The sequence below is a fragment of the Micromonospora sp. WMMD737 genome (assembly GCF_049179055.1).
Taxonomy (GTDB): domain Bacteria; phylum Actinomycetota; class Actinomycetes; order Mycobacteriales; family Micromonosporaceae; genus Micromonospora; species Micromonospora reichwaldensis.
The window spans coordinates 6,930,411-6,945,510 of record NZ_JBMHMH010000001.1 but is presented as its reverse complement, the minus strand read 5'-3'; the positions used below and the strand labels follow the sequence as shown (position 1 = coordinate 6,945,510).

Below are 15,100 nucleotides of genomic sequence, written 5' to 3'. Positions count from 1 at the left end.
ATGTCCGATGCGGAGCTAGAGGGAGCTCATCTCGCCGGTGTCGTGGATCTCCTGGCGCTCGGCCTCGGGCTCCCAGAGGTCGGGCTGGGCGGGCTCGCGCACCCCGATGCGCAGCGCCTCCAGCTGGGCGGCGAAGGAGAGTCCACCGAAGAGGGCCATGCCGGTCAGGTTGGCCCAGAGCAGCAACGCCATCATCCCGGTCAGCGCCCCGTACGTCTGGCCGAACCCGCCGCTGAACCGCACGTACGCGGCGAGCAGGAGGCTGGCCAGCCACCACAGCGCGGTGGCGATGCCGGCGCCGAAGAAGAGCCAGGACAGGCCGGGCTGCTTGCGGCGGGGAGCGTGCCGGAAGATCACCGCGACGGCGAGGACGGTCAGGCCCAGGCTGAGCGGCCAGCGCACCACGTTCCAGAGGCCGTTGGCGAACTCGCCCCAGGCGTAGTGTCGCTGCACCGAGTCGCCCATCGGGCCGCCGCCGACGAGGATCAGGAACCCGGTGAGCGCCGGTACGCCGGCGGTGAGGGCGAGGACGCTCGCGCGGACGTACTTCCACAGCGCGGGCCGGTCCCGCTCCACGCCGTAGATCCGGTTGGCGCCGCGCTCGATCTGGGCCATGGTGGTGGTCAGCGCGACCAGGCCGGTGAGCATGCCGAGGCCGAGCGCCAGCTCCCCGGCGCGTTCGGTGCGGTCCCCCTCGCCGAGCAGCTCGGCCACCATCGGTTCGCTCGCCCCGGGGGTGAGGGCCAGGACCGTGTCGGCGACCACCCGGCCGCCCTCCTCCACGCCGAGTTCGCTGATCAGACCGGTCAGCGCGATCAGGAACGGCACCACGGCGAGGCAGAGTTGCAGCGCGAAGGCGCGCGAGTGGCTGAACCCGTCGCCGTAGCGGAACCGGATGAACGCGTCGCGCAGCAGGTGCCAGCCGCCCTGCCGGCGCAGTGTGTGCCAGGCGTCGTCGGCGTTGAGTTCCTCGTCGGACATCAGCCGGGTCTCCGGCACGATGCGGGTGCTACTCACGGCGGGCTTCCTCGATCAGCTGCTCACCACGCTCGGCGGCCGCCTTCGCGTCCTCGGCCAGGTCGGGATCCTGCGCCGGCTGCGGCACGCAGAGCCACAGCGCCCGCCGCCGGATCTCGGCCTTCAGGGTGCGACCCGGCTCGATGAGATCGCCGTCGAGCTCCCGGGGCTGGGCCCGGTTGCTGGTGATCTCCACCCGCCTGGCCTTGAAGACCTCCATGCGGGGGACGCGGTCCTGGCGGCGTACGACCGCCCAGCCGAGCGCCAGCCATTGCCGCAGCGTACGCGGGGTGAGCACCGCGACGTCGAGGTAGCCGTCGTCCGGTTCGGCGTCGGTGAGCAGCCGCACCCCGCCCTGGAGGCGGCCGACGTTGGCGACGAGGACGGAGCGGGCCCGGCGGCGGATGGGCTGCTGGTCGTCGATGCGGATGGAGACCCGCATCGGCCGGTCGCGCAGGTGCCGGGCGGCCCCCACGACGTACGCCGGCCAGCCGATCCGCTTCTTGGTGGTCTCCGAGGTGTCGGCGAGCATCTGGGCGTCGAAGCCCATGCCGGCCATCACCGTGAAGTAGTGGTCCTCGACCGCGCCGACGTCGAGCAGCCGGCGGCCACGCTCGACGGCGACCTCCAGCCCGGCGGCCAGGTCACCCGAGAGGCCCAGGTTGGCCGCGAGCAGGTTGCCGGTGCCCTGGGGCAGCACGGCGAGCGCCACCTCGGTGCCGACCAGGCCGCTGACGCAGGCCATCACGGTGCCGTCGCCGCCGCACGCGAAGACGACGTCCACGCCGGCCTCGACCGCCTCCTGCGTCTGGCCGCGGCCCGGGTCCTCGACCGTGGTCTCGAACCACAGCGGCTCGGGCCAGCCGGCCGCGGCGAGGGCGTCGTGGACCGTCTGACGCAGTTCGTCGAGGTCGGCCACCTTCACCGGGTTGACCACCACGGCGGAGCGCAGGCCACCGCCGTCGGGTGCCGCGCGTCGCTTGTCCTGTCGAGGGTCCACGGCGCCAGTGTGCAGCAGATCCGGCACGGCAGCGACCCGGCGGCGCGGTGATGTTACGCGCAGCGCAAACACGTTTGCCCCCGCCCGGGACCGTTCCCCACCCACCCCACCCCACCCCCACCCCACCCCGCCTGCGCCCCGTCGATCATGAGGTTGGCGGTGGTCCTGGAGATCGACATCACCGCCAACCTCATGATCGACGGGCAGGGGGCGGGGCGGGGGCGGGGGTCAGGCGGGGGCGGGGGTCAGGCGGGGGCGGGGGTCAGGCGGGGGTGCGGAGAGCCGTCTCGACGCGGCGACGCAGGTCGTCGAGGTCGGCGCCGGCCTCGGTGAGCACCCGTGCGCCCAGCCCATGGCCCTCGCGGAGCACGCCGAGCAGGATGTGCTCCGTGCCGATGTGGCGGTGGCGCAGCCGCAACGCCTCCCGCAGCGCAAGCTCCAGCACCTTCTTGGCGCGCGGGGAGAAGGGGCCGCCCGCGTACCGCCAGCGACCCCAGCGGCGGCGCGGCGCCGGCGCGGCCTCGCGCAGCGCGTCCGGGCCGAAGGACTCCTCGATCCGGGCCACGATGGCGGCCAGGTCGATGCCGATCTCGTGCAGGGCCGCCGCGTCGGCGTCGGCGAGGCCGGTGGCTCCGCGCGCGGTGTGCCGGCGGACGCGGGCCCGCAGGTCGTCGGCGCGGAGGCCGGCCTCGGCGAGCACCCGGGCGGCGAGGTTGTCGCCGTCGGAGAGCAGGGCGAGCAGCAGGTGCTCGGTCCCGACGGGCCGCTCGCCCTCGGTCCGGGCCTCGTCCCGGGCGTACCGCACGACCGTGCGGGCCCGGTCGGTGAACCGTTCGAACATCACGCCTCCCAGGAGGATCCGACCGCCGGACGACCGGCGTGCTTCTTGTGGACCGCCTGCCGGCTGACCTCGAGCTCGTCGGCGATCTCCTGCCAGGACCAGCCCTGTCGACGGGCGTTGTCCACCTGGACCACCTCGAGCCGTTCGAGCAACCGGCGCAGCGCGCGGACGGCGCGCAGTCCGACCCGGGGGTCGGTGCTGCCGGCTGCCGCCGCGAGTTCCGTTGCCTGACTCATGTCGTCAACTTACGTTGACATCGCGACCACGTCAACCCATGTTGACAACACTCGTCCGGGCCACCGGACGCCAGGCGTGGGTGCGCAGCGAAACGGGGGAGACGACGGAAGATCCCCCCTCTATGGTGGTCCGATGGCGTCGGTAAAGCAGGTCCAGGTCACCTTCGACTGCGCAGAACCTGAGCGCGTCGCTCGTTTCTGGTGCGAGGCGTTGGGATACGTCGTACCGCCGCCACCGGAGGGGTTCGCCACCTGGGAAGACTTCGATCGCGCGCTGCCGCCCGAGCGGCAGGGTTCCGCGTTCGCCTGCGGCGATCCCACAGGTGTGGGCCCGCGACTGTTCTTCCAGCGCGTTCCCGAAGGCAAGGTCGTCAAGAACCGGCTGCATCTCGACGTGCGGGTCGGCACCGGACTCGTGGGTGAGGAGCGCGTGGCCGCGCTCGAGGCGGAATGCGCTCGACTGGTCGCGCTCGGCGCGGTGCGCGTGCGACTGCTGACTGCCGACGGCTACGACGAGTCGTGCCTCGTGATGCAGGACGTCGAGGGCAACGAGTTCTGTCTCGACTGAGTGGCCGCGAACGGGGCAACCCGGACCACCTGCCCCGGCAACCCACAGTACGATCCGCCGGTGCCCCTCCTCCGCCGGCCGCCGCGCCGAGGTCACCGTGCCCGGTGACGTGCACCGTCTCCCGCTCGGCGAGGTCACGCTGGAGTTCGCCGGCGGCAGCGTGGTCGGCAACCGCTACCCGGCCAACTTCGACGTGCTGCACGTCGACCCCGCCCTGCCCTTCGTCGCGGTGGTCGACGGCATGGGCGCCGGCGAGGGCAGCCGCCGGGCCGGCACGACGGCCATGGGCACTCTCGTCGCGCAGGTCCGGGCCGCCTGGCCCGCGGTCGACGCGCGCCAGTTGCGCGCCGCCGTGGCCCACGTCCAGTCAGCCGTACGCGCCGCCGGCGCACAGTTGGCGGAGCTGACCGGCTGCACCCTGACCGCCCTGCTCGTGGAGCCCGACGGCGGGCAGGGCTGGCTCGTCCAGCTCGGCGACTCCCGCGCCTACCGCCTGCGCGACGGCCTGCTGGAACTCCTCACCGTCGACCACACTGCGGCCTGGCTGGGCGTACTGCACGGCTGGTACCCGGTCGGCTCCCCCGCCGCCGACCGCGCCCGCTACCAGCTCACCCGCTACGCCGGCCATCCGGACGAGCCGGAGGCGGACCTGCTCGCGGTGTCGCTGCGCCCCGGCGACGTCTGGCTGCTCTGCACCGACGGCGTCAGCGACCAGGTCGACTACCACCTGATGCGGGAACTCCTGGCGGCACCGCGACCGGAGGAAGCGGTGCGGGACCTGCTCCACGGCACCCTGGAGGCCGGCGGCGACGACAACGCCACCGCCGTGATCGTCCGGGTCCACGCCACGACTCCCCGCTGAAGGGGGTCCACCCGCCGCAGACGCCGCTGGCCGGCACCCCGAGATTGGGTGCCGGCCAGCGGCGATTCGGCTACTGCTGTCAGCTGTTCCAGTGCTCGGCCACCCAGGCCGGCGGTCCCACTGGGCGTAGTGGTCGGGGTAGGCCGACACCTGCACCGTCTGCACAGATTTCGCGGCACGGCAGTCAGCGGGGAGCGGGCGCGGCGAAGAATCGGACGTCGAGCGTGGTCAGAACCTGGGCGGTGGCGGTCGCGGTGTCAGTCTGGGGGGCGGTTGCGGGCGAGCTTGATGAGCAGCACCACCAGCAGACCGATGCCGAAGACGACCATCAGGCAGCAGTCGAAGCCACCGAACCCGGGCTTGGCGGGGCGTGCGTTCTGTCCCGCCCGCACCACGATCTCACCGCTGCCCGACGATGCCCAGGCCGCGACCGGCATGAACACCGAGAGCCCGACCGTACCGAGGACCGTGCCCAGGCGGCCCCGCCACTTGTCCCACGCAGACATGGCCCCATCATCGCCGGGACCCGCAACCGGGGCGCGGCGGACTACAACCGGGCCTGCACGGCACGCACAGGCCGGCAGACGCCGAACTGGCCGGGCCCCGGGTTGCGGGGTCCGGCCAGTCGGGCGTTGATTCTCACGACGGGGGTACAGGTCAGCTGTTCCAGTGCTCGGTGACGAGGTCGGCGGCCATCTGCTCCCACTGGGCGTAGTGGTCCGGGTAGGCCGAGACCTGCACGGTCTGCGCGGCCTTGGTCAGCGGCATGTCCTGCCACCCGTCGACCTGCTTGAGGCCCTTCAGGAACGCCGTCGTCGAGTACTCGGGGTCGGTGATCTGCTCGACCGTGCCCCACCCGGAGGACGGGCGCTGCTGGAACAGGCCCTGCGAGTCGTGGTCGTTGCGGTCACCCAGGTGACCCAGGTTCTCCAGCTTCGACTCCTGCAGTGCGGTGGCGATGGAGACGACGGCGGCGCGCTCGTCCATGCCGGCCTTCTTCGTCGCCGCGATGATGGCCTTGACGTTGGCGACCTGCTCGTCGGAGAGGTCGATACGCGACTGCGCGCCCTGCACACCGTGCGGGATCAGCTTGCCCGTGTCGACCGACGGCTTGTCGGCCTGCACGGCCACCGCCACTGCCCTGGCGTCCACGGACGGGGCCGCGTGCGCGGTCGCGGGACCGGCGAACACGCCACCGGCGAACGCGAGACCAGCAATACCGAGAACGCTCTTACGCATGATCGTGTTCATCAGAAACGCTCCATTCGGGGGTCGGCACCCACACACCGAAGGGGGATCGGCTTCACGCGGATGCAAGCACCGTCCGGCGCTCATGAACTCACGGAGGATCTCCAGCGAACCTGGAGAGGATCTCCGACATTGAGCCGGAGGAAAGATCAGATCGGCCGTGCCGGCCGGAGGACCCGTGCGGGCCAGAAGGGGGCCGAGCTGTCGTGCGGGGCGGGGGACGCCCTCGCGTCGGCCGGACCATGTGTAACCACCGCCGGCCCGCCATCATTCCGGGCGCCCCGGGCCCGCCATCTGTCGGGGCGGCGTGACCTCGGCGGCGTGGTCTTGCTCGGCCGTACGCAGGATGTAACGACCCCGCCCCCGCCACGATTCCGCCCCCACGATGCCCCCGGTCACACCCCCAAACCGCACACCCGGCACCGACACGCCAACCCGCTGACGACTCACCGGCTCAAGCCGCCCCAGCCAGCTACCACGAAACCGGACATCCGGTCACACCCGGGTCCACGGGTTATCGACTCCCGGCTCACTTGCTCGGCCGGCTCACCGAGGCCCCTTGGGCTCGTCGTGCTCATCCAAGTGAACCCGGGTGAGCCGGGGTGGGCCCGATGAGCCGGAAGGGCCCGGTGAGCCGGATGGGCCCGGTGAGCCGGATGGGCCCGACGGGCCGGACGGGCCGGACGGGCCGGGTCACTCGGGTCACTGCCGTCACCAAAGTCGCCTCGGATCCCGGGTCACGGAGGTACCGATGGAGATCTTGGTACGAGAGGCCCCCTGGAGGGGCCGTTTCTTGCCAAGATCTCCGGCAGCCCGGCGGGCGGACGCGAGAGCTTGCCAAGATCTCCAGTGGGATCCCGGCGAACGGCGCGAGAGTGGGCACCGACGGGGTGTGGCCCGCCGTGCCCGGCGCAGGGATCAAGCCTGACCGCCCGGAGCCGGGCACGGCGGGCCACACCCCCACCACGACGCACCGCAACCACCCGACGCACACACACCCCGAGCACGGGCCCGGCCCCGCAGACACCCCAGCCCGAAACCCCCGCCCCTCCGTCGCCCGCGATCCCGCCCCACCGTGCTACCGGCGCGACTAGCCTCGACAGGAGGGCCGGGCGCGACGCCTGCGGAGGTGATTCGGATGGCCGCACCCACCGACGCGGCGGTGCTGGTCGGGCTCGGCACGGAGCGCAACCTGCCCGTGGTCAGGCTGGCCGCGCAGGAGGCCGCCGCGCACAACCGTCCGCTGTGTCTGCTGCACGCGTTCAACTGGACGGCCGCGCTGCAAGCGCCGTCGGTCGCGGGGCCACGCGCGGACGCCGAGGAGCTGATGTCCCGGGCCACGGAGATCGTCGCCGAGGTCGAGCCGGGGCTGCCGGTGGGCGGCGAGATCGTCGAAGGTGCCCTCGTCGACACCCTGGTCCGCCGGTCGGAGACGGCGTTCCTGCTCGCCGTCGGGGACGGCGGCATGGCGACCAGCGGCGAGTGCGTGTCGGTCGAAGCGCCCACGGTGCAGCTCGCCGCCCGCGCCGGCTGCCCGGTGCTGGTGGTCCGCCGGGAGCCGCCCCCGCAGGGGCCGGTGCTGGTCGGGGTGGACGGCTCCGACAGCTCGCAGGCCGCGTTGGAGTGGGCGTTCGAGTGCGCGGCCCGGCGGAAGGCGCGGCTGTCAGCGGTCCGCGTCGTCGAGTCGGAGCAGGGCGCGGAGGATGCCGAGCTGCTCGTCGGGCTGGTGGAGCGGTCGGCGCGTCGGTTTCCGTCGGTGGCCGTGGAGTGCCACACGATCCGCGGCGATCCCGGCAATGTCCTGGTGGAGCAGTCCCGTTCGGCGCAGGTGGTGCTGGTCGCCGCCCGGGGCGACGAGCCGTGGCGGGGCATGCTCGGCGCGGTGAGTCAGGCGCTGCTCTACCACTCCCCCGCCCCGGTGATCGTCGTGCGCGGGCTGACGGGGATTCCGGGGCACGGGCGCGATGCCCGGCACCCACGGGACCAACGGCCCTGATCCACACCGGCGTCGACAGGCGATGCTGGGGCCGGCCCGGACGAATCCGCGCTCCGAGGATGCAGGATTCCCCTACCCGCGAGAGGCTCATGCAGTATGGACACCGCTCTCGACCTGCACAGCCCCCTGACCGATGACGAGCTGCGCCGGCTGGACGCCTACTGGCGGGCGGCGAACTACCTGACCGTCGGGCAGATCTACCTGCTGGACAATCCGCTGCTGCGCGAGCCGCTGGCGCCCGAGCACGTCAAGCCGCGACTGCTCGGCCACTGGGGCACCAGTCCCGGCCTGAACCTGCTCTACGCCCACCTCAACCGGGTCATCGTCGCCCGCGACCTGTCCGCCCTGTTCGTCACAGGTCCCGGTCACGGCGGCCCGGCGATCGTCGCGAACACCTGGCTGGAGGGCACCTGGAGCGAGGTGTACCACCACATCGGCCGCGACGAGGCCGGCATGGCAGGTCTGTTCCGCCAGTTCTCGTTCCCCGGCGGCATCCCCAGCCACGTGGCGGCGGAGGTGCCGGGTTCGATCCACGAGGGCGGCGAGCTGGGGTACGCGCTCAGCCACGCCTACGGCGCGGCGTTCGACAACCCGGACCTGCTGGTGGCCTGCGTCATCGGCGACGGGGAGGCGGAGACCGGCCCGCTGGCGGGAAGCTGGCTCTCCAACGTCTTCCTCAACCCGGCCCGCGACGGCGCGGTGCTGCCGATCCTGCACCTCAACGGCTACAAGATCGCCAATCCGACGGTGCTGGACCGGATCGACGAGGACGACCTCCTCGCCATGATGCGCGGCTTCGGCTACGAGCCGTACGTGGTCGCCGGCGACGACCCGGCGACGGTGCACCAGGCGCTCGCCGGCACGCTGGACCGGGCGCTGGACGAGATCGGCGCCATCCAGCGGCGGGCCCGCTCGGGCGGCGCCGTCGAGCGCCCCCGCTGGCCGATGATCGTCCTGCGTACGCCGAAGGGCTGGACCGGTCCGCGGGACGTCGACGGCAAACAGGTCGAGGGCACCTACCGCGCGCACCAGGTGCCGCTGTCCGAGGTGCGCAAGAACCCGGAGCACCTGGCCGAGCTGGAGCGCTGGCTGCGCAGCTACCGGCCGGAGGAACTCTTCGACGCCACCGGCGCACCGGTCGCCGAGCTGGCCGCGCTGCCGCCCAGGGGCGAGCGGCGGATGAGCGCCAACCCGGTCACCAACGGCGGGACGGTGCTGCGGGACCTGACGTTGCCGGACTTCCGCGAGTACGCCGTCGACGTGCAGCGGCCCGGCGAGACCGTGGCCGGCGCGACCGGGGCCCTCGGCCCGTGGGTCCGCGACGTGATCACCGCCAACCCGCAGACGTTCCGCCTCTTCGGCCCGGACGAGGTGGCCTCGAACCGGCTCGGCGCGGCGTTCGAGGTCACCGGCCGGGCCTGGATGGCCGGCACCGTGCCCGGCGACGACCACCTCTCCGCCGACGGGCGGGTGATGGAGGTCCTCTCCGAGCACCTCTGCCAGGGCTGGCTGGAGGGCTACCTGCTGACCGGCCGGCACGGCATCTTCACCAGCTACGAGGCGTTCATCCACATCGTCGACTCCATGGTCAACCAGCACGCCAAGTGGCTGAAGGTGACCCGGGGCATCCCGTGGCGCAGTCCGGTGGCCTCGCTGAACTACCTGCTCTCGAGCCACGTGTGGCGCCAGGACCACAACGGCTTCTCCCACCAGGACCCGGGCTTCATCGACCACGTGATGAACAAGAAGGCCGAGGTGGTACGCGTCTACCTGCCGCCGGACGCCAACACCCTGCTCTCCACGATGGACCACTGCCTGCGCAGCCGGCACTACGTCAACGTGGTGGTGGCCGGCAAGCAGCCCGCCCCGAACTGGCTGTCGATGGACGAGGCCGTGCAGCACTGCCGGCGCGGCATCGGGATCTGGGACTGGGCCAGCACGGACGCCGGCAGCGAGCCGGACGTGGTGCTCGCCTGCGCCGGGGACGTGCCGACGCTGGAGACGCTGGCCGCCGCGGACCTGCTGCACCGGCACCTGCCGGAGCTGAAGGTACGGGTCGTCAACGTGGTCGACCTGATGCGCCTGCAACCGCCGACGGAGCACCCGCACGGACTGTCGGACAAGGAGTTCGACACGATCTTCACGCGGGACAGGCAGGTCATCTTCGCGTACCACGGCTATCCGTGGCTCATCCACCGGCTGACCTACCGGCGGACCAACCACGAGAACCTGCACGTACGCGGCTACAAGGAGGAGGGCACCACCACCACGCCGTTCGACATGGTGATGCTCAACGACCTGGACCGCTTCCACCTGGTCATCGACGTCATCGACCGGGTGCCGGGGCTGGCCGACCGGGCCGCCCACCTGCGGCAGGAGATGGTCGACGCGCGCCAGTCCTGCCGGGACTACACCCGCGAACACGGCGAGGACGACCCCCGGGTCGCGGAGTGGCGCTGGGTCCGCGAGACGGACCCGGGACTCCGGGGGGACCAGTGAGCGCGAGGAGTGAGCTTGCGAGCCCCGCAGTCGCGAACGAAAGGCCAGCACCAGTGAGCGCGAGGAGTGAGCTTGCGAGCCCCGCAGTCGCGAACGAAAGGCCAGCACCAGTGAGCGCGAGGAGTGAGCTTGCGAGCCCCGCAGTCGCGAACGAAAGGCCGGTACCAGCGGGCGCGAGGAGTCACCTGGTGACCCCCGCAGCCGCGAACGAGAGGTGGACCCGATGAGCGGCAACGAGATCCTGGTCGGCTACGACGGCTCCGCCGACGCCTCCGCCGCGCTGGAGTGGGCGCTGGAGGAGGCCGGCCGCAGCGGACGGCCGGTGCGGTTGGCGTACGTCTTCGAGTGGCTCACCGTGGCCGGCTGGATCGGTCCCGGCGTCGCTCCCGGCGTCTGGCCTGACGAGACGGCCCGCCGGCAGGTCGAGGAGCTGGTCCGCAAGGCGGCGGCGGACGCGTCCGCCGCGCACCCGGAACTGACGGTCACGGGTGAGGTGTTCGACGGGCCGCCCGCGCTGGTGCTCCAGGAACGTTCGGCGCAGGCGGACCTGCTGGTGCTGGGCACCCGGGGACACGGCGGCTTCGGCGGGCTGCTGGTGGGCTCCACCGCCGTCGCGGTCACCGCCCATGCGCACTGCCCCGTGGTGGTGATCCGCGGCGAGGCCGCTGCCGGTGGCCGGAGCGGGCACATCCTGGTCGGCGTGGACGGCTCGGAGTGTTCGCTGCTCGCGCTGGGCTTCGCGTTCGAGCAGGCAGCGGCCCGACGGGTGCCCCTGCGCGTGGTGCGGGCCTGGCACGCGCCCGCCGGTCAGCGCCCGCCGACGGGTCCCGAGGCGCGGGAGGCCTCGGCGGTCGACCGGGCCGAGCTGGACGAGCCGCTCGCCCGGTGGGGTGCGACGTTCCCCGACGTGGCCGTCACCGTGGAGGTCACGGAGGGCAGCGCCGCGTCCCTGCTGGTCGACGCCAGCCGCGACGCGCGTCTGGTGGTGGTGGGCACCAGGGGCCGGGGCGGCCTGAAGGGGATGCTGCTCGGCTCGGTCAGCCAGCAGCTCATCCAGCACGCGCACTGCCCGGTGGCGGTGGTCCGGGAACGCTGAGCGGTCAGGAAGGGCCCTCTGCCATCGCATCCTGATGTGCAGGGGGCCCTTCCTTGCACACAGCACCAGCCGCCGGCCACGCCACGACGCCCGGCGGGGCGCTCAGCGGCTCTCGGCGGGTTCCGCCGGGCTGAGCGAGAAGTAGTCCTCCTCCTCCTGGGCGAGGTGCAGCCGCAGGATGGCCGCCAGGCCGTAGAGGGCGGCGAGCAGGTCGGTGAGCTGGTCCCGGCGCAGCGGGCCGTCGCCGGCCTGCGCGAGGTGGGCGCCGATCCGGTCCACCAGCCGCCGGATCTCCACGTGGGCGCGGCTCATCGTCGAGGTGGCCTCGGCGCTGCCCAGCGGGTCGGCCAGCGCCGGATAGAGCTGGCGCTCCTCGGCCGCCTCGTGCGGCAGCACCTGGTCGACCAGCCGGCGGTGCGTCCCGCGCAGCGTCGGCAGGCACTGCGGCGCGTCCGGCGCGGTGGCGACCAGGTCGGCGGTGTCCGTCAGCGCGGCGAGCACGTCGCGGATCCCGCCGTGTTCGGCCGCGTACCGGTCGAGCAGCTCCCGGGTGCCCGGCGGCACGTCGCGGCGGCGTAGCCCGCCCCCGAGGGCGCGCAGCGCATTGAGGATCACCAGCACGTCGATGCCCTCCTGGAGGAACGCCCCGGCGACCGGCGGGAGCCAGCCCAGGGCCGCGGCCAGCATCGCCAGCACCGCGAGGCCCATCCCCACGCTGGCGCTCTGCACCGCGATCCTGCGGGCGTACCGGGCGATCTCCACCGCGTCGGCGAGCCGGTCCAGCCGGTCGACGGTGAGCACCGCGTCGGCGACGTCGGCCGAGGCGGTCGCCCCGGTGGCGCCCATGGCCACGCCGACGTGCGCCTCGGCGAGGGCGGGGGCGTCGTTCACCCCGTCGCCGACCATCACGGTGACGGCCTGGCGCGCCTCCTCACGTACGCGGGTCGCCTTCTCCGCGGGGTCGCACCGGGCCACCACGTCGTCCACGCCCACCACCCCCGCCACCTGGGCGGCGACGTCGGGCCGGTCCCCGGTGACCATCACGATGCGCCGCAGCCCCGCCTCGCGCAGCCGGCGCACGGTGCGGCGCGCGTCGGGGCGTACCGGGTCCTCCAGCAGGATCGCCCCGAGCGGGTCCCGCTCGCCGCTGACCCAGACCACCGAGCGGCCGGCCAGCTCGGCGCGGGACCGGGCGCTCCCCGCCCAGTCGGGCAGGTCACCGTCGAGCTGGCCGACCCGCACCTGCCGCCCGTCGACCGATCCGCGTACGCCCCGGCCCGGCTCCTCGGTCACCCCCGCCGGCTCGGTCAGCGACAGGCCCCGCTCGCGCGCCTGCGCCACCAGCGCGCGGGCCAGCACGTGCGGGGAGAGCTGCTCGACGGAGGCGGCGAGACGCAGCACGTCGTCGCGGTCGCCGCCGGGGGCGGCCACGACCTCGGCGGCGCGGGGGCGGCCGGCCGTCAGTGTGCCGGTCTTGTCGACCAGCAGGGTGCGGGCCCGGCCGAGCAGCTCCAGGGAGCCGCCGTCGCGGACCAGCACCCCGCGCCGGGCGGTACGCGACAGCCCCGACACGATCGCGATGGGGGTGGCCAGCAGCAGCGGGCACGGGGTGGCGACCACCAGCACGGCCACCGCCCGCACGAACTCCCCGGAGAGCAGCCAGCCCAGCCCCGCCAGGACCAGGGTGAACGGCACGAACGCGGCGGCGTACCGGTCGGCGAGGCGCACCATCGGCGCCTTGTGGGCGGTCGCCTCCTCGGCGAGCCGGACGATCCCCGCGTACGTGCTCCCCGCCGCGTCGCGCGTCGCCCGCATCCCGAAGCCGGCACCGGCGTTGACCACGCCGCTGGCTACCTGCTCGCCGGCCGCGCGCCGCACCAGTTGGGACTCACCGGTGACCACCGACTCGTCGAGGGTCACCGGCTCGTCGACCTGCCCGTCGACCGGCACCACGTCGCCCGGCCCGACGAGCAGCCGGTCCCCCGCCGCCACCCGGTCCAGCGGCACCTCCTCGACGCTCCCGCCCGGGCCGCGCCGGCGGGCGGTGCGGGGGGCGCGGGTGAGCAGCGACCGCAGGTCCCGGGTCGCCCGCCCCTGGGCGTACGCCTCCAGCGCCCGCCCCGTGGCCAGCATCACCGCGATCACCGCCCCGGCCAGGTACTCCCGCACCACCAGCGCGCCGACCAGGACCAGCACGGCGATCACGTCCACCCCGAACTGCCGGCGCCACAGCTGCCGCAGCACCGACCAGGCGGCGGGCAACAGGGCGGCCACGGTGGCGGACGCCCACACCACCTCGGCCGCGCCCCGACGGCCGGCGAGCCACAGCACCGCCCCGGCCAGCACCAGCACCGTCACCCCGGTCAGGGGCGCCCAGAGCAGCAGGCGCGAGCGGTCCCGCCGTACCGGCTGCTCCGGCACGCACTCGCGCGGTTCCGTTCCCACCTGCGGATCGTCTCAGCGCCCACCGCGCCCGGGAGGGCATCCGCGCGAACCGGCAAGGGCTAGCTGCCCTGCCCCGCGGGGACCTACGTACCGTGCGTCGGCAGAGGGGATGGCGCAGGATGGAGCGGCAACCCCGCCCGGGGCACCGTCGGGCTGGGGCACGATGGGAAGAAACGGAAAGGTCGTGACCATGAGCCACGAGACACCGGCGGCGGAGCGTCCGCTGACCACCGCACTCGCGGAGGCCGCCGCGACGGCCGGGCACGCCCCGTCGGTGCACAACAGCCAACCGTGGCGGTGGCGGGTGCTGCCGGACGCGCTGGAGCTGCGGGTGGTCCGCGACCCGAAGCTGACGGCGACCGACCCGGAGGGCCGCCTGCTGGCGTACAGCTGCGGGGCGGCGCTGCACCACGCGCGGGTCGCGCTGACCGCGGAGGGCTGGACCGCCGTCGTGGAGCGGATGCCCGACCCGACCGACCAGGACCTGCTGGCCCGGCTGACCGGGATGGCCCGCGCGGAGACCGACCCGGAGGCCATGCGCCTGGTGCAGTGCATGCAGGTGCGGCACACCGACCGGCGCCCGGTCAGCGAGGAGCCGGTGCCGACCGCCGCTCTCGGGGAGATCGCCTCGGCGGTCGCCGCCGAAGGCTGCCAGCTCCAGTTCCTCGACCGCGACAACGTCCTGGAGCTGGCCGCGGTCGCCAGCCGCGCCGCCTCGGTCGAGGCGGAGGACTCGCAGCTGCGCGAGGAGTTGGAGTACTGGACCAGCCGGGCCGGCACCGGCACCGGCCTGCCGCCGGAGGTGCTGCCCGCGGAGGCGCCGCAGACCACCGTGCCGGCGCGCGACTTCGGCCGCCCCGGCACCCTGCCGGTCGGTCCCGGCCACGACCGGGCCGCCGTGTACGGGCTGCTCTACGGCGACGAGGACGAGCCGGACAGCTGGCTGCGCGCCGGCGAGGCGCTCTCGGCCGCGTGGCTGACCGCGACCCGGCTCGGGATCTCCGTGGTGCCGCTGAGCGGGGTCGTGGAGGTCGCGGGCACCCGGCAGACGCTGCGCGGGCTGCTGGCGGGCCTCGGCTACCCGTACCTCGTGATCCGGCTGGGGCTCGCGGACCCGGCGCACGCGGGCCCGCCGCACACCCCGCGCCTGGAGGCCGCGCAGGTCGTCGACACCTCGGCGGTGCGCTCCCCCGACGCGTGACGCGGGCAGGACCACGGCCACCGGGCGGTTACCATCGCCCGGTGGCCGCCAGCGAACCGAGTCCCCGCCCCGAACCGCACGTGACCCCTTC

The 15,100-nt window shown here is 73.7% G+C and carries 13 protein-coding genes; 6 read left to right on the top strand and 7 right to left on the bottom strand.

The features are described from left to right. Window positions 1–15: 15 nt before the first annotated feature. From ACN27A_RS30795 to ACN27A_RS30780, 4 genes are all read right to left on the bottom strand, one after another. Complete coding sequence (locus ACN27A_RS30795; protein WP_357577568.1) at window positions 16–1,017, bottom strand: YihY/virulence factor BrkB family protein; 1,002 nt, start codon at window positions 1,015–1,017, stop codon at window positions 16–18. After that, complete coding sequence (locus ACN27A_RS30790; RefSeq protein ID WP_421457980.1) at window positions 1,010–2,017, bottom strand: diacylglycerol/lipid kinase family protein; 1,008 nt, start codon at window positions 2,015–2,017, stop codon at window positions 1,010–1,012. Before ACN27A_RS30790 ends, ACN27A_RS30795 begins: the two co-directional genes overlap by 8 nt. A gap of 262 nt (window positions 2,018–2,279) precedes the next feature. Next, window positions 2,280–2,858: a Clp protease N-terminal domain-containing protein gene (locus tag ACN27A_RS30785; RefSeq protein WP_421457979.1), complete on the bottom strand. Its 579-nt coding sequence runs from the start codon at window positions 2,856–2,858 to the stop codon at window positions 2,280–2,282. Further along, on the bottom strand, window positions 2,858–3,094 hold the full coding sequence (locus tag ACN27A_RS30780; protein ID WP_089001290.1) for an HTH domain-containing protein: 237 nt from the start codon (window positions 3,092–3,094) through the stop codon (window positions 2,858–2,860). The genes ACN27A_RS30785 and ACN27A_RS30780 overlap by 1 nt, the downstream gene beginning before the upstream one ends. 133 nt (window positions 3,095–3,227) lie before the next feature. Here ACN27A_RS30780 and ACN27A_RS30775 point away from each other — a divergent pair, with 133 nt between their 5' ends. After that, a complete protein-coding gene (locus tag ACN27A_RS30775; RefSeq protein ID WP_421457978.1) occupies window positions 3,228–3,662 on the top strand; it encodes a VOC family protein in 435 nt (144 codons plus the stop codon). A gap of 109 nt (window positions 3,663–3,771) precedes the next feature. Further along, window positions 3,772–4,524 carry a PP2C family protein-serine/threonine phosphatase gene (locus tag ACN27A_RS30770; protein WP_421457977.1) on the top strand — a complete coding sequence of 251 codons (753 nt, stop codon included), beginning with the start codon at window positions 3,772–3,774 and terminating at the stop codon, window positions 4,522–4,524. A gap of 257 nt (window positions 4,525–4,781) precedes the next feature. On the opposite strand, the gene ACN27A_RS30765 is transcribed toward ACN27A_RS30770, so the two are convergent. Both ACN27A_RS30765 and ACN27A_RS30760 read right to left on the bottom strand, forming a co-directional pair. After that, window positions 4,782–5,030: a hypothetical protein gene (locus ACN27A_RS30765; RefSeq protein ID WP_421457976.1), complete on the bottom strand. Its 249-nt coding sequence runs from the start codon at window positions 5,028–5,030 to the stop codon at window positions 4,782–4,784. A gap of 151 nt (window positions 5,031–5,181) precedes the next feature. Continuing rightward, window positions 5,182–5,775 carry a hypothetical protein gene (locus tag ACN27A_RS30760; RefSeq protein WP_421457975.1) on the bottom strand — a complete coding sequence of 198 codons (594 nt, stop codon included), beginning with the start codon at window positions 5,773–5,775 and terminating at the stop codon, window positions 5,182–5,184. 1,135 nt (window positions 5,776–6,910) lie between these two features. On the opposite strand from ACN27A_RS30760, the gene ACN27A_RS30755 reads away from it, so the two are divergent. The 3 genes from ACN27A_RS30755 (at window position 6,911) to ACN27A_RS30745 (ending at window position 11,363) form a co-directional block, all read left to right on the top strand. After that, window positions 6,911–7,768 carry a universal stress protein gene (locus ACN27A_RS30755; protein WP_421457974.1) on the top strand — a complete coding sequence of 286 codons (858 nt, stop codon included), beginning with the start codon at window positions 6,911–6,913 and terminating at the stop codon, window positions 7,766–7,768. Window positions 7,769–7,864: 96 nt separating this feature from the next. After that, window positions 7,865–10,267 carry a phosphoketolase family protein gene (locus ACN27A_RS30750; protein ID WP_421457973.1) on the top strand — a complete coding sequence of 801 codons (2,403 nt, stop codon included), beginning with the start codon at window positions 7,865–7,867 and terminating at the stop codon, window positions 10,265–10,267. 223 nt (window positions 10,268–10,490) lie between these two features. Then, window positions 10,491–11,363 (top strand): universal stress protein, encoded by an 873-nt coding sequence (locus tag ACN27A_RS30745; protein WP_421457972.1) that lies wholly within the window; start codon window positions 10,491–10,493, stop codon window positions 11,361–11,363. 102 nt (window positions 11,364–11,465) lie between these two features. On the opposite strand, the gene ACN27A_RS30740 is transcribed toward ACN27A_RS30745, so the two are convergent. Then, a complete protein-coding gene (locus ACN27A_RS30740) occupies window positions 11,466–13,808 on the bottom strand; it encodes a heavy metal translocating P-type ATPase (RefSeq protein WP_421457971.1) in 2,343 nt (780 codons plus the stop codon). Window positions 13,809–13,998: 190 nt separating this feature from the next. Here ACN27A_RS30740 and ACN27A_RS30735 point away from each other — a divergent pair, with 190 nt between their 5' ends. Then, window positions 13,999–15,009: an Acg family FMN-binding oxidoreductase gene (locus ACN27A_RS30735; protein ID WP_421457970.1), complete on the top strand. Its 1,011-nt coding sequence runs from the start codon at window positions 13,999–14,001 to the stop codon at window positions 15,007–15,009. Window positions 15,010–15,100 lie beyond the last annotated feature (91 nt).

Coding starts and splice junctions, on each gene's coding strand:
- ACN27A_RS30785 (WP_421457979.1), bottom strand. CDS start 2,858: ATGTTCGAACGGTTCACCGACCGGGCCCGCACGGTCGTGCGGTACGCC.
- ACN27A_RS30780 (WP_089001290.1), bottom strand. CDS start 3,094: ATGAGTCAGGCAACGGAACTCGCGGCGGCAGCCGGCAGCACCGACCCC.
- ACN27A_RS30760 (WP_421457975.1), bottom strand. CDS start 5,775: ATGAACACGATCATGCGTAAGAGCGTTCTCGGTATTGCTGGTCTCGCG.
- ACN27A_RS30765 (WP_421457976.1), bottom strand. CDS start 5,030: ATGTCTGCGTGGGACAAGTGGCGGGGCCGCCTGGGCACGGTCCTCGGT.
- ACN27A_RS30755 (WP_421457974.1), top strand. CDS start 6,911: ATGGCCGCACCCACCGACGCGGCGGTGCTGGTCGGGCTCGGCACGGAG.
- ACN27A_RS30735 (WP_421457970.1), top strand. CDS start 13,999: ATGAGCCACGAGACACCGGCGGCGGAGCGTCCGCTGACCACCGCACTC.
- ACN27A_RS30775 (WP_421457978.1), top strand. CDS start 3,228: ATGGCGTCGGTAAAGCAGGTCCAGGTCACCTTCGACTGCGCAGAACCT.
- ACN27A_RS30750 (WP_421457973.1), top strand. CDS start 7,865: ATGGACACCGCTCTCGACCTGCACAGCCCCCTGACCGATGACGAGCTG.
- ACN27A_RS30745 (WP_421457972.1), top strand. CDS start 10,491: ATGAGCGGCAACGAGATCCTGGTCGGCTACGACGGCTCCGCCGACGCC.